The organism is Larkinella sp. C7, from assembly GCF_006149005.1.
GTDB lineage: Bacteria > Bacteroidota > Bacteroidia > Cytophagales > Spirosomataceae > Larkinella.
Genome location: NZ_VBSL01000018.1, coordinates 12,077 through 31,145 on the forward strand (window position 1 = coordinate 12,077; position 19,069 = coordinate 31,145).

Here is a 19,069-nt window from a genome sequence, read left to right on the forward strand (position 1 = left end):
TACATATGAAAGAACAAATCAAAACACTAGCGCGGGACTATGCGGCCGATTTGATTGCCAACCGCCGTCACCTGCATGCCAACCCGGAGTTGTCGTTCCATGAGTTCAAAACCGCCCGATTCGTTGCCGAACAGCTCAAAGCCATTGGCCTGACTCCGCAGGAAGGCGTTGCCAACACGGGTTTGGTTGCGCTCATCGAAGGACGGGCGGGTCGTTCGTCCGAAAACCGGGTTGTGGGGCTGCGGGCCGATATGGACGCGCTGCCGATTCACGAAGCCAACGATGTCCCCTACAAATCGACCGTCGAGGGCGTCATGCACGCCTGTGGGCATGATGTTCACACGTCGTCGCTGTTGGGAACCGCCCGCATTTTGCAGCAACTCCGCGACCAGTTTGAAGGAACGGTGAAACTGGTTTTTCAACCGGCAGAGGAGAAAGCCCCCGGTGGCGCGTCGCTGATGATCAAGGATGGCGTGCTGGAAAATCCGGCTCCGGCCAGTATGCTCGGCCAGCACGTGGCCCCGAATGTGCCAGTCGGCAAAATCGGCTTTCGGGAAGGCATGTACATGGCCAGCACCGACGAACTGTATCTGACCGTCATTGGAAAAGGCGGCCACGGAGCCATGCCCGACCAGCTCATCGACCCGGTGTTGATCGCTTCGCACATCATCGTGGCTTTGCAGCAGATCATCAGTCGCAACCGCAAACCGGCCAATCCCTCGGTGTTGTCGTTCGGGCGGTTTATTGCCGACGGCGTTACCAACGTGATTCCCAACGAAGTGAAAATTGAAGGCACGTTTCGCTGCATGGACGAAGAATGGCGGGAAGATGGCCTGCGCCGGATGAAAAAAATGGCCGAAGGCATGGCCGAAGCGATGGGGGCCGTTTGCGAATTTACGGTGGTGCGCGGTTATCCCTTCCTGAAAAACCACCCCGAACTAACCCGGCGGATGCGCTCGGCGGCCACGGAATACATGGGGCCTGAAAACGTCGTGAACCTTGATTTGTGGATGGCGGGTGAAGATTTCGCCTTCTATTCGCAGGTAGTCGATTCGTGTTTTTACCGACTCGGAACGCGCAATGAAGAGCGGGGCATCATTTCCGGCGTTCACACGCCCACTTTCGACATCGACGAATCGGCGCTGGAAATCGGGGCCGGTTTGATGAGCTGGCTGGCGCTGGAGGAGTTGAGAGTGAAGAGTTAAGAATTAAAAGTGAAGAGTTTTATAACACTGCCCGATGATGATCGATAGATTGCTTCCGGTTCTGTTTTTGGTGCTCGGCCTGACGGGCTGTTCGACGTCTACGGTTTACATCGTTCGGCACGCGGAGAAAATCAACGAGGCCGACAGCAGCGGTTTAACCGCCGTTGGGCTGGAACGCGCTCAGGCCCTGGCCGACCGGCTGGAGGACGAGCGGATTAGCCAGATTTTGACTACGCCCTACCGCCGGACGCAGGAAACGGCCCGGCCCCTTTCGCAGCGACTTAACCTGCCCATCGACTCGTATCCGGCAAAACCGGTTGGTGCGGTAGTAGAACTGATCCAGCAAACGAAGGGTAAAAATAGCCTGGTGGTCGGCCACAGCAACACGATTCTGGAGATTGCGCAGGGGCTCGGGACCAAACCAACAAAAACCAGAATCGAATCGGGCGATCACGATAACTTGCTGATTGTGAACATCAAGAATGGCCTTTTTGGCAAATCGGTCAGCTTGCAGGAAGAAACGTACGGCAAGCCGACAGAACCTTGATTCGCCTGCTTTCGGGGAAATGTGAATGCCCAGCGACAAAAAATCGGGCAATTTTTTGTCGTTTAGGCAGTTAAAATAGAGAGTATTAACCCAAATTGAATCCGTTTAATGAGTTTTCGACTGGTAAGATTGTTCTTTGTTTTTTGTCTGACGTATCTGCTCGAAATGAGCCTGGTTACGGCTCAAACACCGGCACCCACCGGATCAACGTTTCCGAACCGGTTTACCGGACGCCAGATTGTGGTAACGCTGGGCAGCGATACCGACCGGCCCGAATACCGGCTGCTGGACAACGGGTTGATGTATTACCGGGAAGGTTCCGAGGGTGGATTTACGCAATTGGGCCAGCAGAAAAAGGATACTACCCAAAAGGTGTTCGCGAAGCTGGAGCAGACGTGTAAAATCAAAACCACCAAACTGGAAAAACCGGAGAATCCGGCGGTAACCGTAACCTGGAAGCGAGCTAAAACCGAGTTTGCCGTGGGCTGGGAAAAACGAAAAGCCCCGGATGAGTACGAACAGTTTTATGAGCAATTCATGGAACTGTTCCCCAAAAACCGGAGAAAGTAACTCCAGAAAAGCCCCGACACCTTGCGTGTCGGGGCTTTTTGTTTCAGGAATTTTTCAGGTTAAAATTGATCGGCAGGTTGTATTTCACCCGCACCGGTTTTCCATCCTGCGTGGCTGGTTTCCAGCGCGGCATGGCTTTAATCACCCGAATCGCTTCTTCGTCGGCTCCGAAACCAATGCCTTTCAGGATCTGAATGTTCTGAAAACTGCCGTCCGTGTTGATAACAAACGAAAGAAAAACCCTTCCACTCACGTATGCTCTTTGGGCGGCTTCCGGGTAACGCAGGTTTTCATTGATAAAACGGGTCAACCCAGCCATCCCGCCCGGAAATTCAGGATTCTTTTCAACGACGGTGAAAATTTCACCGTTGCCATCATCCACGGGTTTGCGGTTGAGCAGATCGCGGACATCGGTATTAGTGGAGCGTTTCGGAATTTTTGCGTTACTAACCCAATAGGTTGATCGTTCGTGATCAGTGGGCTGGGCCAGACGAACATAAATAGCTTCCTGACCATTGACCGGCACTTCGATGGTCTCATGGCCGACGAACGAAACGATCAACGTGCCATTGGCGGGCACTGTACTAAACTGGTACTCTCCGTTTGCGTCAGTACTGGTGCCCCTTTGCAATCCTTTCAATTCAATATTGGCACCCGGAATCGGTTTGTCGTTAGAGCCAAAAATCTGGCCGGAAATTGTGACCGGACCTTTGCTGATCACATCTTTTTTCGACTGGTCTTCGCAAGCTGCCACGAACACAAATAAGCTCAGGGTAAGCAGGACCACGAAGCCGTATTTGGCCATTGCCCAGCGGTTGGTTTCGGATTTCTGGAGCATCAGAATGCGTTGTTTTAAGGTGGAAGATTGAAAGAAAGGCGTTACAAAAGCCGACGGTTTCGGCCCGAACGTGTAGGCAATGAGTCGGTTGTCCATCCGGCGCTGGCAGAAGCGGAGCCGGGCCGAAACGGGTGTGGAAAGCTTCATAACGGGTTTAGTTTTTGGTAATGGCCTTGATGGTGTAAGTGGATTTGGTATGATCAACCTCGACACTTTTCAGATTCCTGGGGTTCAGCTTCTGGAATTCCTCCCGCGTAATGGTTTTGTCGTCCAGCATAAAGTCGATGGGCTGATTCCCGAAGCCCGGTTGGGTGACCTGCTGAATGTTGTCACTCATCGCTTTTTGTTTGGTTTTCACCTGAATTACCCCATTTTTACCTTCATCGCCATACAGGGTGGTAGCCGATTCTCCTTTCAGGACATTAATGGACTGGATATCATTCTGTTTAAGAGAAGAGTTAAGGCTTTCGGTTTTTGCCAGTTTTTCACCGTCAACGATAAACAGCGGTTTTTTATCCGGGTCGGAAACGACCGAACCCCTGAGGATGACATTCGGAGCATTGGGTTTGCTGTCTATCACTTGACCGCTTCGCTTGTCTTCTTTGCCTTCCAGCATGAATTGAATGGGCAAAATGTATTGAACCGCAACGGGTCGGCCGTTTTGCAGGCCTGGTTTCCAGGACGGCATTTTACCTATGATGCGTACGGCTTCTTCGTCGCATCCGTCTCCAACCCCTTTCTTCACGCGAATCCCATAAATGGCTCCGTTCTTGCCAATGGTGAATTGAACAAAAACCGTCCCGTCCGTATTGTTTCGTTGAGCATCCGGCGGGTACCGCAGGTTTTCGGCCAAATACTGGCCCAGCGCTCTGTTCCCGCCCGGAAATTCCGGCATTTGTTCAACCGTTGTAAAAACGCCGTCTTTCGCGTTGTTCGTCGCCGGAGGTGCCGTTATGGTTGTGGTATTTGTGGATTTGGGGGGTAAGGCATAACCGACAACCACAATGCGATCCAGCGAATCGACTTTAGGAACCAGCTTAAAATCAAGGGTCTTTTTGCCGTCTACGTCCTTCTCCTGCGATACATAGCCGACGAAACTGGCCACAATTTTGGCATCCGACGGAACATTCTTCAACTCGTAGCGGCCCTGCATGTCGGTTTGTGCACCACTCGTCGTGTTGCGGACGATGAGCGTCGCACCCGGCAGCGGCTGTCCATCGTTATCGATAACTTTTCCTGAAACCGTTCCTTTTTCATCCGAAACCGGGGTCACCAGTTCCGTAAGTTGCTCGCGGGCGGCCGTCATTGCCAGTAACCCCAGCAGGAGCGGCAACACCAGCATGTATTTTCCCAACGCCCAGTGGCTGGTGGCCCGGCGTTGCAGCATTTTAATGCGTTCTTTGAGCAGCGAAGGATTGAAAAAACCGTTGGTCAACGTATTGGGCTGTACGCCAAACGCATAGCTGATCAGAAAAGTGGCGTATTCGTGTTTGTCTTCCGCCTGGGCGTCGGCCAGAAACTCGTGGACTTGCTGAATGGCCTGTTTGTATAGAATCAGAACCGGGTTCATCCAGAAGAAAAGCTGGACCACTTCCAGTAGCAGCACGTCAAAACTGTGTCCCTGACGGATGTGAACCAGTTCGTGGGCGACAATCGGTGTGTTGGCCGTTTGTGCATCCCGGCGGCACAGCACCAGATACCGGAAGAACGAGAACGTTGGAACGCGCTCATCGGCGGGCAGCACCAGCGTGTATTCGTCCAGATCGTGCCGTTCCGAGCGTCTGATCAGCCGCCCCACACCCGTTAGCTGCACCAGCAACCGCAGAAACAGCCCCCCGGCGACCAGTCCGTATACCCAGTAAGCGATGGTTTCCCAATCCGGCCCGGTCGGCTGTTCCGCCGTTTGGATAACGACCGGCAGCGAAAACGCGACTACCGGGACGGGGATGGTTTCGGCCGCGTCGGCGGGTAATTCCACCAGTGGCAGGGTGAGCGAGAGCAGCACCGAGACGATCAGGTAGGCCCGGTTGAGCCGGAAAAACGTATGTTTTCGGAGCCACATCCAGTAACAGGCGTAAAACAATACCAGAAACAGATTGGCTTTCAGCAGGTATTCGAGGGCCGCGTTCATGATTCTTTTTGGCGGTTTAGAAGGTCAATAATTTCGTTGGCTTCTTTTAGGCTCAGGTTGCGGTCTTTGACGAAAAACGACACCAGCTTTTTCAGCGAATTGTCGAAATAACCGGACATGAGCTGCTCCATTTCAAAGCGTTTGTACTCCTCTTCCGTGATCAGCGGATAGTATTCGTGCGTTTTGCCGTAGGCCCGGTAGCCCACCAGTCCCTTTTTTTCGAGAATGCGGATGATGGTCGAGACGGTGTTGTAGGCTGGTTTGGCCCGGGTCGGGAGCGACTCCGGGAGTTCGGCCAGAACATCCTTGACAAACCCTTTTTCCAGTTTCCACAACACCTTCATGATTTCTTCCTCGGCATTGGTCAATTCGCGAACTTGCATACGACATCAGGTTGTTTACGATCTTAAACCAAATGTATGACTAATGATTTAGTTTTACAACTAATGTGTTAGTTTTTTGTTTGAAAAAAAGGTTTTGTTGGGTTATTTGGGGAACAAAGCGTGGAAAAACATCCCCCGGCTAAAACCGGGGGCTGATACTCTTTAATTTTATCGAGGATAAACCTACTTCACTTCCCCCGCCAGGGGTTTTTGCCCCGCCTTCGCCCAGTTTCGCAGTTGATCGAAAACCGCTTCGGTCTGACTGGGAGTAAACCGGCAGTGGCCCTGTCCGTCGGTGAATTTCATGACAAAAAGCCGGTCGTTACCCGCTTGCCGGGCAATGGCGTCGTAGGCCGTGGCTTCTTCGGGCGGAATCAACTCGTCGTAGGTCGTGTGAACCAGCAAAACCGGATCGCTGATTTTGCCGCTAAACGTCGTGTAAGGCCCCAGGAACGTTCGGGCTTTGGGTTGGGCCGTCAGCCGGGTGGCTTGGCGGTTGACGAGTGCGTCGTCCGGAAAACCGCTATACAACAGGTTCGTATTGTCGAACGGATTGCCACCGGCCTGCTGACTGATGTCGCGGTAGATTTCCTGAAAAAACGAGAGGACGCCCGGCAGGTCTTTGTATTTGATGGAAAACCGGCGGGCGAATTGCTGGCCAGTCAGTGAGTCGGCCTGTAGTTTTTGCCGGATCGCATCCGGTGCTGTGGGAACGCCGGTTCCTGTTGCCAGCTTTTCCAATGCCAGCGTATTGGGGAAAAGGCCGTCGAAGGTAACCAGAACCGCAAAAAGGTGTCTCTGCAACGATTGGTACAAATGGCCGGAGATGGGGCAAAAGGGCAGGGCACCCTGGTAATGCTGCGGGAATTTCTCGATGGTCGCCAGGGTGATCATGCCACCCATCGAATGGCCGGTAACAAACGTACTGTCGGGCTGTCCGTATTTTTTGACGAAATACTGCCGCAGGGCTTCCGTATCGTCCACGCCTTCCGAAACGGCCCAGCCCTGCCGCCGGTAGGCCGACTGGGCCACGGCAAAGCCTTTCTTCAGGAAAGGGGCCATCCATCCGCCACTCAGGTTGCCCCGTTTGTTGCCGATCGTTTCATAGCCGTGCGCGTACATCAACAGGCGTTTGGGCGAACCGGTCTGGCCCCAGTTGGCAGGAAAGTCGATCCGGTAGCGGGCACCGCCAATGGTTCCCGTATCGACGCGGGCCTGCGAGGACGATTGCGCTAAAGCGTTCAGTGTAAGTCCGAAAAAGGCAAACAACAGGATGGATTTCATGATCGTTTAGGAAGGAATAGAGGAATAGCCAGTCGATTTACCAGAATGCATTCGAAAAAGCAAGACCGTTTCCTCGAAACATGGCCCTGGATTTAGTTACCTTCCGAATCGCCAAGGTTTATGAGAAGAATGGCACCTTTTTTTGTTTGTTTGTTGTTCTAGAACAATAGAACTTATTTTTTGCCCCTAAATCCCCAGAGGATGGTCGGCCGCTGCCGGACTTTTAGCAGCTGGAAGATGCCGCGTCCAAGTCCCCTCCAGGGAAACGGGGTTACGCATAACCCAAAGTAGAAATGAAGTTAAGTGTTTTAGATCAGTCGCCCATTCGCAAAGGGAGCAACGCGCGGGAAGCTTTGCTGGAAACCGTGGCACTCGCCCAACTAACGGAAGAACTGGGTTACACCCGGTTTTGGGTTTCCGAACACCACAATGTGACCTCGCTGGCGGGCACAACGCCGGAAATCCTGATTGCTCACCTTGCCGGACAGACCCAAACGATCCGTGTAGGATCAGGCGGGGTGATGATCCCGCATTACAGCGCGCTGAAAATAGCCGAGAATTTTCGGATGCTGGAAACACTTTTCCCCGGCCGCATCGATCTTGGCATGGGCCGCGCACCGGGCGGTGATCGGGTTACGGCCAGCATTCTGAACCCGACCAACACCTTCAGTGAGCAGGATCTGGTGCAGCAACTGTTTGATTTACAGAATTATTTAAATGATCGGTACGCGCCGGGCAGCGTTCAGGCCAAGGTGCGGGCGATGCCGATTCCGCCGTCGGTGCCGGAGCAGTGGATGTTAAGTTCCAGCGGTCACAGCGGTTTGCTGGCGGCTCATTTTGGCATGGGATTTTCGTTCGCCCATTTCATCAACCCCCACGGCGGGCCGGAAGCCATGCAGCAATATCGTGCGCGGTTTCAGCCTTCCGAGAACCTGGAAGAACCGCAGACCAACGTCGCGTTTTTCGTCTTCTGTTCCAACGACCCCGAAACCGTACACCGGCAGCAGGCCATGATCGACTACCGGTTTTTGCAATACGAAACCCGGGGCAAAGTAGATCCGTTCGACTATAATGATCTGAAAACCGTCACGTATTCGCCGGGCGAGGAAGCGCGCATTCAGCACAACCGGCAGCGGATGATTATGGGCAATGCGGAGGAAGTGAAAAAACAACTGCTGAGGTATGCCGATCAATACGAAGTCGATGAACTGATGCTGGTCAACGTGGGTTCCGAACTTGAAGAGCGCCTGGAGTCGTATCGGCTGCTGGCGGAGGTGTTTGAGTTGAAGGGTGTAGTCGCTTGATCAAGCGGTTTCCTCACTTCGTTATTCAATATTCGATGTTACATGATTTTGTACACTCAATACCGAATAATGAATACGAAATATCGAATAACGAAGTGAAAAAGGAACCGTAAACCTATTTTTTCTTGTACGCAATCCGGAAAATTGTTCCGCCCAGATCGTCGGAAACGTACAGCGAGCCGTCAGGCCCTTGCGCCAAGCCGCACGGGCGGTGTTGGACGGGGCCGGTTGGTTTGGCTAAGTCGATACCGGCAAAATTGTCGGCAAAAATTTCCCAGGCTCCCGACGGTTTGCCGTTTTTAAACGGCACAAACGCGACTAAATAGCCTTTTTGCAGTTCCGCCGACTGGCTGTGGAAGGCGACAAAAGCGCCATTGCGGTACTTTTCGGGAAACATCGTGCCGGTGTAAAACAGCAAACCGTTCGGGGCCAAATGCGCCGGGAAGGCCACCACGGGGTTCATGGCTTTTTCGCCACCGGTTTTTTTACCGTCCCCGCCGTATTCGGGCGCCAGAATTTTCTTCTTCTGAATGTGGTCATAATACACATACGGCCAGCCGCCATCCGATCCTTTTTTTACTTCGTACATGGTTTCGGCCGGTAATTCCGCGCTGTGTTTGGGCGTATAATATTCCGGATAGAAATCATGGAACTTGCCGCGCCCGTGCTGTACGACGAACAACGAGTTCGTTTTGGTGTTCCAGTCCAGGCCGACGGTGTTTTTCAAACCCGTCGCAAACCGGACGCCATCGCTGTACGACTGGTTGAGCCGGTTGGTTTTGAACTGCCAGATGCCAGCGGCCGAATCCAGCAACGGACACGGCATCAGCCCTTTGCCGGTTCCGGCCTGGCGGCAGGCATCATTGTCCGACGCCACGTTGACATAAATCATCGACTGGTTATCGACCGCAATCGATTTGGACTGATCGCGTTCTTTCAGCCGCAGACCTTCCACAATTTTTTCCGGCTGGTCCGGCTGCATCACCTCGCCTTTTTCATTCAACTGATACCGATAAACGCCACTGTTGGACGATGCGTACAGATAATCGTCCTTGATAAAAATGCCCGTGCCGGGATAATCGCCAAAACCGGTTTGTTCGTCGATCACGCCGTCTTTGTTGGTATCCCGAAGCCGGTAAATGCCTTTACCATCTTTCAGTTTTCCCAATTTGACGTAGATGTCGCCGTTTTTGCTGACGGCCATGTGCCGGGCCGCGCCCAGATCCGTGGTCAGGATGGAAGCCGAAAAACCGGCAGGGAGTTTGATCGCCGATGGTTCCACGGTTTTGCTTTTTGGGGTTGAAGAAGCGGGCGTGTCGCCGGTGGCCCAGACCGGATGAAAGCCTGCCAGTGCGCTAACCAGACAGATGGTCCGGATAAATGTTCTTTTCATGAAAGGGTTTAGTCGTTAAATGGGGAACCGTGAGTCTAAAGATTGCCAATTTCTGTGTATTTTGGCAAAATCACTGGATAAAATCATACTATTCCTAAAAACATGACCTTAAATCGTCGAATTTTCCTCCATCAACTGGGTCTGGGCGTTGCGGGCCTGGGTCTGATCGGCTCCCTGCCGACGACGCTCCGGGCGGCTCCGCTGCGTTCGTTCCGGCTACCCCGCAGCCTGCCCGAAGCACAGGGCGTGTCGTCGGCGGGTTTGCTGGATTTTGTCAATGCCGTTGAAGCGGGGAAACTCAATCTGCACAGTCTGATGGTGGTGCGACATGGTCAGGTGGTGGCGGAAGGCTGGTGGGCGCCGTATGCTCCCGATCTCAAGCACACGCTGTATTCCCTCAGCAAGAGCTTTACGTCGTCGGCCATTGGCCTGGCGGTGGCCGAAAAGCGGTTGACGGTCGACGACAAGGTGGTTTCGTTTTTTCCAAATGAAGTTCCGGCTACGGTCAGCGCCAATCTGGCGGCCATGCGGGTGAAGGACTTGCTGACGATGGCAACGGGCCATGACAAGGATTCGACGGGTTCTCTTCGGGCCGACCCGGACAAGAACTGGGTGAAAGCCTTTCTGGCGCAGCCGGTCGAGCACGAACCCGGTACGTTTTTCGTCTACAACAGCGGGGCTACCTATATGCTGTCGGCGATTATTCAGAAAGTGACGGGTCAGCCGTTGCTGGCTTATCTGAAACCCCGGCTTTTCGATCCGCTGGGCATCGAAGGAGCCGATTGGGAAACCGACCCGAAAGGCATCGCGACCGGCGGCTGGGGGCTTCGCGTGCGTACCGAGGATATTGCGAAGTTCGGTCAGCTATACCTGAAAAAAGGCCTCTGGAACGGCAAGCGGATTTTGCCCGAAGCCTGGATCGAAGACGCTACCAAATTCCAGATTCAATCGAAAGGCGGCTCGCGCCCGAAGGAAGAAAACGACTGGCTGCAAGGCTACGGTTATCAGTTCTGGCGGTGCCGCAACGGCGCGTACCGGGGGGATGGTGCCTACGGCCAATATTGCATTGTGATGCCTGAAAAGGACACGGTGATTGCCATTACGAGCGAAACGAGTGACATGCAGGGCATTCTGGATCAGGTCTGGAAGCACATTCTGCCCGGCATTCAGCCGGAGGCCATCGCGGCCAAACCGGCGGTTCCGCTGAAGCAGAAATTAGCCACGCTGGCGTTGCCGCTGCCAACCGGACAAGCCACTTCGCCGACGGTGGCGCGGGTGACGGGAAAACCGTATCAGATGGCCGACAATTCGTTGAACATCAAACGGGTTTCGCTGGCTTTTCAGAACGGTTCCTGCGTCTGTACGCTGCACGACGACCAGGGCGAACACCGGGTGGTTTGTGGTTTGGGGAACTGGAAAGAAGGAGAATCCAATTTGTCGACTGTTCCGCTGAAACTTGTTCCGACGGCAGTGCCGAAGGAGACCAAAACGAAACTGGCCGGGAGTGGTGCCTGGAGCGACGAAAATACCTTCACGATGACGTGGCGGTTTATCGAAACGGCCCATTATGAGAACGTAACCTGCCGGTTTTCGGGCGACGATCTGCGGCTTGAATTCCAGAAAAGCCTGGCGGTTTTGTCAAATACCAAAGACCCGCGCCCGGTGCTGGAAGGAAAGCTGATGGGGGCGGTTTCGCAAGGGAAATAAGCGGGATGGAACTCAGGTGTTTAGTATGATCTGCCTCACTGGCGTAACCGGCGGTTGCGTTGAAAGTCTGCAGAGGCTGTCTCAAAAGGGGCGGCCTCTTTCATTTTAATCATTGTCCGAGGATTTTCTTCCGGTGATTGACACCCCAGGCATGCAGTTCCATCATTACACTTTTCAGCGTGCGAGAATAATCCGTAGCGATGTATTCGATTAAAACCGGATACTCGTCATGGACAACGCGTTTGATTAACTGGTGCTCTTCCATGTCTTTCAATTCTTTGGAAAGCACCTTGGGATTGATTTTGGGAATGCTCGTCTCTATTTCCTTAAACCGCCGGTTGCCATGCATGATGGACGTCAAAATCAACATCTTCCATTTGCCGCTAATAACATCCAGCGCATCCCGGATCGGGAGCATCTGCTCCAGACATTCAATGTGCTTCGTTTTGCCTTCCGTTAAAATCATACCGCTTACGTTAAGGTAACTGCTTACTTTTTGAAAGCAAAAGTAGTCACCTTTGCCTAACGAACCAACTTCACGTTAAGCCTTATGACCAGTCCGCCAAAAAAATCAAAAACTCTCCACAGTATCCTGTGGATTACTCAGGCACTGCTTGCCCTTCTCTTCATCGGCACGGGAATTTTCAAGCTGGTTACGCCCGTTTCTACAATCGCCGGGATGTGGCCCTGGGCGGGAGAATACCCGGATCTGCTTCGTGTAACGGGTGTTTTCGATCTAGCTGGCGGCATTGGCCTCATTTTGCCTGCATTTACCGGTATCAGGCCCGGGTTGACGGTATGGGCTGCATTGGGTTGCGCTGCGCTCCAGGTGAGTGCCATTGTCTTTCATTTTTCCCGTGGAGAGGCTGCCAACACGCCATTCAACTTTGTCATGCTGGCTTTCGTTCTTTTCGTTTTCTGGGGACGTGGTATGAAAGCATCGATCAACCCACGGACGTAAGACCAACCCTTTTTGGTTTCTAGGCCCGCTTTTTACACATTCGCCGAACGCGGCTTTCAAGGAAAATTTATCAACACTCACAAACCCTGTTCATCGGCAAACTGGATCAATTCGGCCAGGTTGTTGACTGCCAGCTTGTAATAGATATTCTTGCGGTGGATCTTAACGGTTTCGGTCAACAGGAAAAGCCGTTTGGCGATTTCAGGCGTGTCGAATCCCTGTTTCAGAAGCGTAATAATTTCAAGCTCGCGGGGCGATAGTTTAAACCGTTGCAGAAGATCATCTTCGGGGTGTAGCGTTCCGGCCTTGCTGCCCGATTTCGGGTCGAAGTACGGAATACCGTCGACGACGTTTTGCAGGCAGGTGAACAGTTCCTGCTGGGAAGCACTTTTCAGGAGATAACCGGCCACACCGATGCCTTTCAGTTCATCGACAAACGTCTGGTAACTGTACATCGAAATGATGATGACCCGGACCTGCGGAAACGCCTGAACGACCTCGCGGGCCCTATTCAGCCCAATTCGGTTGGGCAGGTTGATGTCCAGCAGAACCAGATCAGGGTGTACGTTCTGAATGGCCGGCAGGATGCCCGCTCCGGTATAGACCTGATCGACCACCTGATAGCGCGAGCCAACCGACCGGAGCAGGCTGCGTAAGCCATCGTTAAACACTTGATGGTCGTCGGCAATCAGAATGGTGATCGGTTTAACAGCAGAAGCCATGCATTTACGAATCAATAGGCACCTCCAGAATGATGGTTGTTCCGCGTTCACCGGAATCGACCAGTAATTTCGACTTCAGATACGTGACCCGGGAGCGGATATTGCGCAGCCCGATTCCGGCGGGTTTGTTGTGCCCGGTTGCCGAATACCCCCGACCGTCGTCTTCGACCAATAAAGATACCTGTTGTGGGTAAAAAAGCAACTGAACGGTTATCTGCTTTGCCCGGGCGTGCCGGATGGCATTCTGAATGAGTTCAACCGCAATCCGGTAAATGGTCAGCTCCATTTCGTTGTCGAGTCGGCGTTCCGGGCCAAACGAGATGAACAGAAAGTAAATCCCGGAATTGGCTTCGACCCGGTTTACGGTTTCGTGCAGGGCTTCGGTCAGGCCGAGACGGGCAAACTCCGGGGGCATCAGGTTGTGGGAAATGTGCCGAAGGTCGCGAATCGCTTTTTCCATCAGCCTGATCGGCTGCAACAGGGCATCGTCGGGTTCGTGAACGATTTCGAGTTGCACCTTAATGGCGGCCAGCGTCGATCCCAGGTCGTCGTGCAAATCGGCAGCCAGCCGTTGTCGTTCGCCCTCCTGCGCCTGCAAGACCTGTTTCATCTCGTGTCGTTGCCGACTCAGTTTCATCTGCGTGTAAAGTCGGACGGCAGTACCGGCCAGCAGGAGCAGGCTCAGGATGGACACCAGCCGAAACCCGGTTGTTTGCCACCACGGGGGATGAATGATGACCCGGATCGACGTTCCTTTTTCGTTCCAGACGCCATCGTTGTTCGATCCCTTGACCCGGAAAGTGTACGTTCCGGGATCCAGGTTGGTATAGCTCACATACCGTCGCGAGCCACTATACACCCAGTCTTTTTCCAGGCCTGCCAGTTGGTAGGCGTATTGATTTTTGGAAGGATTTACATAATTCAGGGCCGCGAATTCAAAGGAGAAAAAGTTTTCATCGTAGTTCAGGTGCAGGGTTCGGGCTTCTATTTGACCGGGGATGGGTTTGTCGAACAATTTGGCCTGCGTAATCACCACCGGCGGAACATGGCGGTTGGTCGTTAGCTGTCGGGGATCGAACGCAACGAATCCATTCTCACCACCGAAGTACAGCACACCGGTTTTTCCCTTGCCATGGGCCTTTTTGAACCCGTCGCCGGGTAAACCATCACTGACATCATAATTGATAAACGTCTTGTTGGCAAACGAAAACCGGGAGAGGCCCTTGGAGGTTCCCAACCACAACTGCCCCTGATTGTCTTCCTGAATGGAAAAAATGGAATGATCGGCCAGCCCGTCGGCCTGCGTAAAGACCTGAAATGTTGCCGTTTCATACTCAAATCGGCACAGTCCTCCCCCGGCGGTCCCCAGCCAGAGGTTCCCTTTCGAATCCTGAAAGATGCTGGGAACGGCATCCGATGGCAGGCTGCCCGGTTTGCGACGATCCGGGCGGTAGTGGGTAAACTGCCCGGTTTTCCGATCCAGCCGATTGAGCGCCACGCTCCCCGTCCCAATCCAGAGGTTTCCCCGCTTGTCTTCGCGGATCGAAAGCGCCCAGGCATCGCTGATTCCCATCGCGTTTTTTGGATTATACGCATAGTGGGTTACGTGGCCCGTTTTTCGGTCGAAGCTTTTGATCCCGTTGTTGGTGCCCAGCCAAAGCAGACCCTGGTGGTCTTCGTAAAGGGTGAAGATCGCGCCATTGCCACCGAGGCCCGGATAGCGGAGGGTGTCCTGCGTAAACGGAATGAACGTTTCCGTTTGCCGGTTGAACAGCGCCAGGTCGCCCTGGCTACCCACCCACAGGTTGCCGTCGCGGTCTTCAAGCAGGGCATTCACATGGCGATTCGGCTGCCCCTTTGGCTGGTTGGGGGCGAATTGGTACGTCTTAAAGCGGCCCGTTCGTTGGTCCAGCCGGTCTAACCCGGCCCCGGTGGCCAGCCAGACGATGCCGGAGCGGTCTTCCAGAATGGCATCGACGTACTTATTGCTCAGGGATGAAACCGGAGCGGGAAGCGGTCGGTAATGCTGGAACGGCTGCTGGCGGGGATGAGCCCGGTCAACGCCCTCCCCCCAAATGCTGACCCACAACAAACCGGATCGATCCACCAGGAGGGCGTTCACGAAAGGCCCACGCAGGCTCGCTGGATTTTCCGGGTCGTGCTGCACCTGCGTGAAGTGCGTGCGTTCGGAATTGAGCTGAAACAAACCCTGCGTGTTGGTGCCAATCCAAAGATTCCCCTGCTGATCTTCGGCAAAGTGCCTGAACTTTCGGTTGATGGTGGCATTGATGGCCAGCGATGGATCTGATGTGTACGGGTAATGCCTGAACGTCCCGCTTTTCCGGTCAAACCGGTTCAGCCCGTTTTCGGTGCTGATCCACAACATACCCGCATGGTCTTCATACAGTTCCCGCACCTCATCGTGGCTCAGGCTGCGGGAATTGGCCGGGTCGTGCCGGTAGGTTGTAAAGCTAACGGAAGCGGTTTTTCCGGCTCCGGCCGGGTTGCGACTCATCCGGTGCAACCCCTGTTGACTACCTACCCACAGCGTTCCGGTTTTGTCGCGGTATATCGTGTTGACTTCCGGGATTTTCCCGGTGGAAGACTTTTCGGCCAGCAAGGTCGCATAATTGAAGCGGGAATAGGTACCGGTTTTTTTGTCGAACTTCCGGAGTTCGGGCGTGCCGTTCGCTACCCACAGATTGCCCTCCCGATCTTCCGCAAGGGTGTTTATCGTTCCATGATGAAGGGTTTGGGGAGTAGGGCCGTAGCAGGTAAAGGTTTCAGTCTGTTTATCAAATTTACAAATTCCCTGCCCCATCAGGCCGAGCCAGAGGACGCCATCCCGGTCTTCCATCAACTGAATCACGGAATTGCCCGCGAGGGAGGTGGTATCTCCGGGAATCTTTTTGTAGGTGGTAAACGTGTAGCCGTCGTATTTGCTGAGTCCATTGTCGGTCGCAAACCACATATACCCCTGGCGGTCCTGAAGCAGGGCATACACCACATTATTGGCCAGCCCCTGGTTGATGCCCAGGTGTTCGAAGCGGAGCTGGCGGGCCGTCTGGGCGTGGCTCCAGACGCTCAACGAGCAAATGAACAGGAGGGCGATACACCACAGACGGGTCATGGCAGCGGTTTTGGGGCTAGCTCCATCAATCGGTTTCAATCACTACCTTGACCGTATGAACTTGTCCGGCAGTCGAAAGCCGCAACAGGTACAGACCCGGAGCGGTTTTCAGCCTGACCGGCACTGGCCCCACCGGTCTGCTGGCGTAGGAACGGCTGTAGACTTTGCGGCCCAGGTTATCCACCACCTCCAGCTCTCCCGACCGGAACGCATCGGGCCACTCCACCCAGAACGTCCCGTTGCCGGGATTTGGGTACACCTTCAAGGTTCCCGGCATCGGCTCCACGGCTGTGATGATCATCGGGTCCGAGTCGTTGTAGCATCCCTTATCCGTCACCCGAACACGGTAGGTTCCGGCCCCCGGATTGCGCAAAAGCTGCCGGGTCGAATCGGGTAACGGATTTCCGTCCCGAAACCACTGGTTATTAACCGGGCTGCTCGACCGGAATCCGGCATTTTCCAACGTGATGGTCGGTTTAGGCGGTTTTGGGTTAAAGGTCAGTGTGGCATAGGCCGAAACGGGGCCTTCCAGATTTCCGCGTTTGGGTAGAACGGCCACCGTTGCATTCTGCCTGTAAACCCGGCTGTTGCTGGTGGTCACCACGGATGCGCCGTCCTTCGTCAACCAGGTATAGGAACTAAAATTTTCGGGGGCTTTCACCACGATGCTGTCGCCTTCGCAGGCCGGGTTGCTGCCCGTTACTGTCAAAACCGCTTGTTCGATGCGGATTGAAACTGGTTTTGACACCGCTGAACACCCGTTTTTGACGACGCGAACAGAATAGTCGGCCAGCAAAAGGGGCCGGGCCGTGTCCTGCGTGGTTTCCTGCCAGCGTTCGCCATTGATGAACCAACTGAAACCACCGGTAAAAGCCCCTGCGGGCGTTACGCGCAGCCGGTAGCGATCCGGGAAGGTTTCGACCGTTAACACCGGCGTTTCAGGCCCCGGTTTTTCCGTGATGGTCATGGCTTCACTGCTCACCTCCTGTCCGCATTGGTTGGCTTTTGCGGTGTAACTGCCGCCCTGACTCACCACCAGTTTTCGGCTTTTGGGCGTAGTGATTTCCTGCCCGTTGCGGAACCAGCGGAAGTCGGTGAAGGTCTCGGGAACACTGAGCGAAACCGTATCGCCGGGACACAGTGACAGCGAACCGGCTGCTGAAATCACCAGCGGTTCGGCATTCGTACAGGGCGGATCGAGCAAGAGGAGCGGGTCGCCCAAAAGATACTGGCTGATGTCAGAATGAAAGCCATAGCGGTAGGCATCGCTGACATAAGCGCCCTTGGCGAATGAATGAAAGGGTTGTTTTTCTTTAAAGCTTTCCAGCAGTGGGGATTCATTATCGTAAGAAAAAATGCCAATGGGTACCGAATAGGCTTTGACAAACAGCGTATTGCCTTTACTCAGATAGGTACCGGCGAGATAATCCTGTGCATCCACCGCACCGACTGAACAGGAGTTAAAATCGAACAACAACGTATTCAGTTTTTCAAGATTACGAATGTCGTTGGTTCCAATTCCGAAATAATGCAACAAAGGGGTACCGTGGCCCATGTAGTAGACAATCTCGAATGAGTTGGTGCTTAGTTTTTTAAGATAATCCTGACGCCAGCTTTCATCGGGACCGTGGTATTCGGCGCCGTATTTTTGGGCAACGTTGATGGTGTCATTATTTTTCCAACGCCCGGTCAGCTCCTCTATTTTTTGGGGATAGCTACCGTCATGTCGAAAGGTGTCGGCCAGCAGGACTTTTTTGTCAAATTTGAGTTTGCCGGTTTTAAATTGATGCAGTTTTTCAAAATACCGCAAGATGTATTCTTTCGCGCCTTCTTCGCGGGTGGGCACGATGGCACCGTAGGAAACATCGAGGGTGGTAGACTGGAAATAGGTAGAAGCAATATCGTTGGGAATGCCCTCTTCTCCAATGAGTTGGCAAGGGTATCTTCGGTTTATAAAAACGTTCTCTTTCGCATCAAACGGATAATCCTGCGTTAGAATCCTGGCATATACACTGATGCTGGAAACGTGCGTAACACCACCCGGCACCTCCTGATTAGTTTTGGGGTCAATCTGGTAAGACCGAACATAGGTACTGGCATTTCGGCCAATGAAAAATAAATAATGGAGCGGAGCCGCTGAATCGAAATACCGGCTCTTGATCTGCTCATAGAGTTTGCCTTTCTCAGCAGCGTCAATGGAGAGATAATACGGTTCAAAAATAAGGCCTGGATCGGCGCGGAGGGCATCGGCTTTGTAAACCGCCAGCGCCTGTTCGATCTGCGCATCGTTTTGATACGCCTTATCCAGCACCAGCAGGACTTTTTTAGGGCGTTTCGGGGCAGGCCCGGTTTTGTAATGTCCCTGGGCAATCTCATTTCCATCGCATCCGGTCCAGTGGGTGAGGGCGAAATAATAGTCGGTATTTTCTTTCAATCCGCCTACCGGTACCTGTAGCGTTCGGGTGGTCTTGTCGAGAGCCGTATTGGAAATAAAAAGTATGTTGGCAGGTGCTCGAAAGTCAGTCGATGTTTTGATCGACAAGGTAAACCAGGTGGAACTAGCCAGATTGACGTCTGCATCAAATAGTATTGAAACCATCACCGTATTGGAAGGCCGTCGTGAATCAGCCGTCACCGACATCACCCCATTCTGCGCCTTTCGGGCGGCTGAGGAAGAAGACATTGCTTCTTTATGAATCTGATACAAACCGTGCTGATCGGGTCGAACCGAAAAGGATTGCGCAAAAAGGAGAGAGGGGACAAGCAACAGAAGACAAAGGCCGAAGAAAAAGCCTTTAAAACCCCTGCTTCTGGCTGAATGAGATACCCTATGGGGATTCGCTGGTAGAGTTTCCATACAGACAGGATTCCGGTTTTCAGGAAAGGGTTTGGCT

The 19,069-nt window shown here is 53.5% G+C and carries 15 protein-coding genes; 6 read left to right on the top strand and 9 right to left on the bottom strand.

Annotated features, from left to right (window positions below):
• Positions 1-5: 5 nt before the first annotated feature.
• The 3 genes from FH871_RS27615 to FH871_RS27625 all read left to right on the top strand — a co-directional run bounded on the left by FH871_RS27615 (position 6) and on the right by FH871_RS27625 (position 2,322).
• Positions 6-1,205 (top strand): M20 family metallopeptidase, encoded by a 1,200-nt coding sequence (locus FH871_RS27615; protein WP_138994656.1) that lies wholly within the window; start codon positions 6-8, stop codon positions 1,203-1,205.
• 34 nt (positions 1,206-1,239) lie between these two features.
• Positions 1,240-1,752: a phosphoglycerate mutase family protein gene (locus tag FH871_RS27620; protein ID WP_229317640.1), complete on the top strand. Its 513-nt coding sequence runs from the start codon at positions 1,240-1,242 to the stop codon at positions 1,750-1,752.
• A gap of 165 nt (positions 1,753-1,917) precedes the next feature.
• A complete protein-coding gene (locus tag FH871_RS27625; RefSeq protein WP_138994658.1) occupies positions 1,918-2,322 on the top strand; it encodes a hypothetical protein in 405 nt (134 codons plus the stop codon).
• 43 nt (positions 2,323-2,365) lie between these two features.
• Here the strand turns inward: FH871_RS27625 and FH871_RS27630 are convergent, their stop codons facing one another.
• The 4 genes from FH871_RS27630 to FH871_RS27645 all read right to left on the bottom strand — a co-directional run bounded on the left by FH871_RS27630 (position 2,366) and on the right by FH871_RS27645 (position 6,958).
• A complete protein-coding gene (locus tag FH871_RS27630; RefSeq protein WP_138994659.1) occupies positions 2,366-3,307 on the bottom strand; it encodes a TonB family protein in 942 nt (313 codons plus the stop codon).
• 7 nt (positions 3,308-3,314) lie between these two features.
• Positions 3,315-5,291, bottom strand: a complete 1,977-nt coding sequence (locus tag FH871_RS27635; protein WP_138994660.1) for a M56 family metallopeptidase — start codon at positions 5,289-5,291, stop codon at positions 3,315-3,317.
• On the bottom strand, positions 5,288-5,674 hold the full coding sequence (locus FH871_RS27640) for a BlaI/MecI/CopY family transcriptional regulator (RefSeq protein ID WP_138994661.1): 387 nt from the start codon (positions 5,672-5,674) through the stop codon (positions 5,288-5,290). Before FH871_RS27640 ends, FH871_RS27635 begins: the two co-directional genes overlap by 4 nt.
• 183 nt (positions 5,675-5,857) lie before the next feature.
• On the bottom strand, positions 5,858-6,958 hold the full coding sequence (locus FH871_RS27645; protein ID WP_138994662.1) for an alpha/beta hydrolase: 1,101 nt from the start codon (positions 6,956-6,958) through the stop codon (positions 5,858-5,860).
• A 293-nt stretch (positions 6,959-7,251) separates the two neighbouring features.
• On the opposite strand from FH871_RS27645, the gene FH871_RS27650 reads away from it, so the two are divergent.
• On the top strand, positions 7,252-8,262 hold the full coding sequence (locus FH871_RS27650; RefSeq protein ID WP_138994664.1) for an LLM class flavin-dependent oxidoreductase: 1,011 nt from the start codon (positions 7,252-7,254) through the stop codon (positions 8,260-8,262).
• 115 nt (positions 8,263-8,377) lie between these two features.
• On the opposite strand, the gene FH871_RS27655 is transcribed toward FH871_RS27650, so the two are convergent.
• The gene (locus FH871_RS27655) at positions 8,378-9,655 is read right to left on the bottom strand and encodes a sorbosone dehydrogenase family protein (RefSeq protein WP_138994666.1); all 1,278 of its coding nucleotides are present in this window, start codon (positions 9,653-9,655) and stop codon (positions 8,378-8,380) included.
• Between the two features lie 102 nt (positions 9,656-9,757).
• Between FH871_RS27655 and FH871_RS27660 the strand changes: the two genes are divergently transcribed.
• The gene (locus FH871_RS27660; RefSeq protein WP_138994667.1) at positions 9,758-11,362 is read left to right on the top strand and encodes a serine hydrolase; all 1,605 of its coding nucleotides are present in this window, start codon (positions 9,758-9,760) and stop codon (positions 11,360-11,362) included.
• 109 nt (positions 11,363-11,471) lie between these two features.
• Here the strand turns inward: FH871_RS27660 and FH871_RS27665 are convergent, their stop codons facing one another.
• On the bottom strand, positions 11,472-11,828 hold the full coding sequence (locus FH871_RS27665) for a helix-turn-helix domain-containing protein (RefSeq protein ID WP_138994668.1): 357 nt from the start codon (positions 11,826-11,828) through the stop codon (positions 11,472-11,474).
• A gap of 84 nt (positions 11,829-11,912) precedes the next feature.
• Here FH871_RS27665 and FH871_RS27670 point away from each other — a divergent pair, with 84 nt between their 5' ends.
• Positions 11,913-12,323 (top strand): DoxX family protein, encoded by a 411-nt coding sequence (locus FH871_RS27670; RefSeq protein ID WP_138994669.1) that lies wholly within the window; start codon positions 11,913-11,915, stop codon positions 12,321-12,323.
• Between the two features lie 77 nt (positions 12,324-12,400).
• Here the strand turns inward: FH871_RS27670 and FH871_RS27675 are convergent, their stop codons facing one another.
• The 3 genes from FH871_RS27675 to FH871_RS27685 are packed head-to-tail and all read right to left on the bottom strand — an operon-like array spanning position 12,401 to position 18,858.
• A complete protein-coding gene (locus FH871_RS27675; RefSeq protein ID WP_138994670.1) occupies positions 12,401-13,045 on the bottom strand; it encodes a response regulator transcription factor in 645 nt (214 codons plus the stop codon).
• A gap of 4 nt (positions 13,046-13,049) precedes the next feature.
• Entirely contained in the window at positions 13,050-16,175 is a 3,126-nt protein-coding gene (locus FH871_RS27680; RefSeq protein WP_138994671.1) for a sensor histidine kinase, read from the bottom strand.
• Between the two features lie 25 nt (positions 16,176-16,200).
• Entirely contained in the window at positions 16,201-18,858 is a 2,658-nt protein-coding gene (locus FH871_RS27685) for a T9SS type A sorting domain-containing protein (RefSeq protein ID WP_171062976.1), read from the bottom strand.
• Between the last annotated feature and the right edge of the window lie 211 nt (positions 18,859-19,069).

Bases quoted from the DNA above. Each gene is read 5' to 3' on its own strand.
- FH871_RS27615 (WP_138994656.1), top strand. From the start codon at position 6: ATGAAAGAACAAATCAAAACACTAGCGCGGGACTATGCGGCCGATTTG.
- FH871_RS27620 (WP_229317640.1), top strand. From the start codon at position 1,240: ATGATGATCGATAGATTGCTTCCGGTTCTGTTTTTGGTGCTCGGCCTG.
- FH871_RS27625 (WP_138994658.1), top strand. From the start codon at position 1,918: ATGAGCCTGGTTACGGCTCAAACACCGGCACCCACCGGATCAACGTTT.
- FH871_RS27630 (WP_138994659.1), bottom strand. From the start codon at position 3,307: ATGAAGCTTTCCACACCCGTTTCGGCCCGGCTCCGCTTCTGCCAGCGC.
- FH871_RS27635 (WP_138994660.1), bottom strand. From the start codon at position 5,291: ATGAACGCGGCCCTCGAATACCTGCTGAAAGCCAATCTGTTTCTGGTA.
- FH871_RS27640 (WP_138994661.1), bottom strand. From the start codon at position 5,674: ATGCAAGTTCGCGAATTGACCAATGCCGAGGAAGAAATCATGAAGGTG.
- FH871_RS27645 (WP_138994662.1), bottom strand. From the start codon at position 6,958: ATGAAATCCATCCTGTTGTTTGCCTTTTTCGGACTTACACTGAACGCT.
- FH871_RS27650 (WP_138994664.1), top strand. From the start codon at position 7,252: ATGAAGTTAAGTGTTTTAGATCAGTCGCCCATTCGCAAAGGGAGCAAC.
- FH871_RS27655 (WP_138994666.1), bottom strand. From the start codon at position 9,655: ATGAAAAGAACATTTATCCGGACCATCTGTCTGGTTAGCGCACTGGCA.
- FH871_RS27660 (WP_138994667.1), top strand. From the start codon at position 9,758: ATGACCTTAAATCGTCGAATTTTCCTCCATCAACTGGGTCTGGGCGTT.
- FH871_RS27665 (WP_138994668.1), bottom strand. From the start codon at position 11,828: ATGATTTTAACGGAAGGCAAAACGAAGCACATTGAATGTCTGGAGCAG.
- FH871_RS27670 (WP_138994669.1), top strand. From the start codon at position 11,913: ATGACCAGTCCGCCAAAAAAATCAAAAACTCTCCACAGTATCCTGTGG.
- FH871_RS27675 (WP_138994670.1), bottom strand. From the start codon at position 13,045: ATGGCTTCTGCTGTTAAACCGATCACCATTCTGATTGCCGACGACCAT.
- FH871_RS27680 (WP_138994671.1), bottom strand. From the start codon at position 16,175: ATGACCCGTCTGTGGTGTATCGCCCTCCTGTTCATTTGCTCGTTGAGC.
- FH871_RS27685 (WP_171062976.1), bottom strand. From the start codon at position 18,858: ATGTCTTCTTCCTCAGCCGCCCGAAAGGCGCAGAATGGGGTGATGTCG.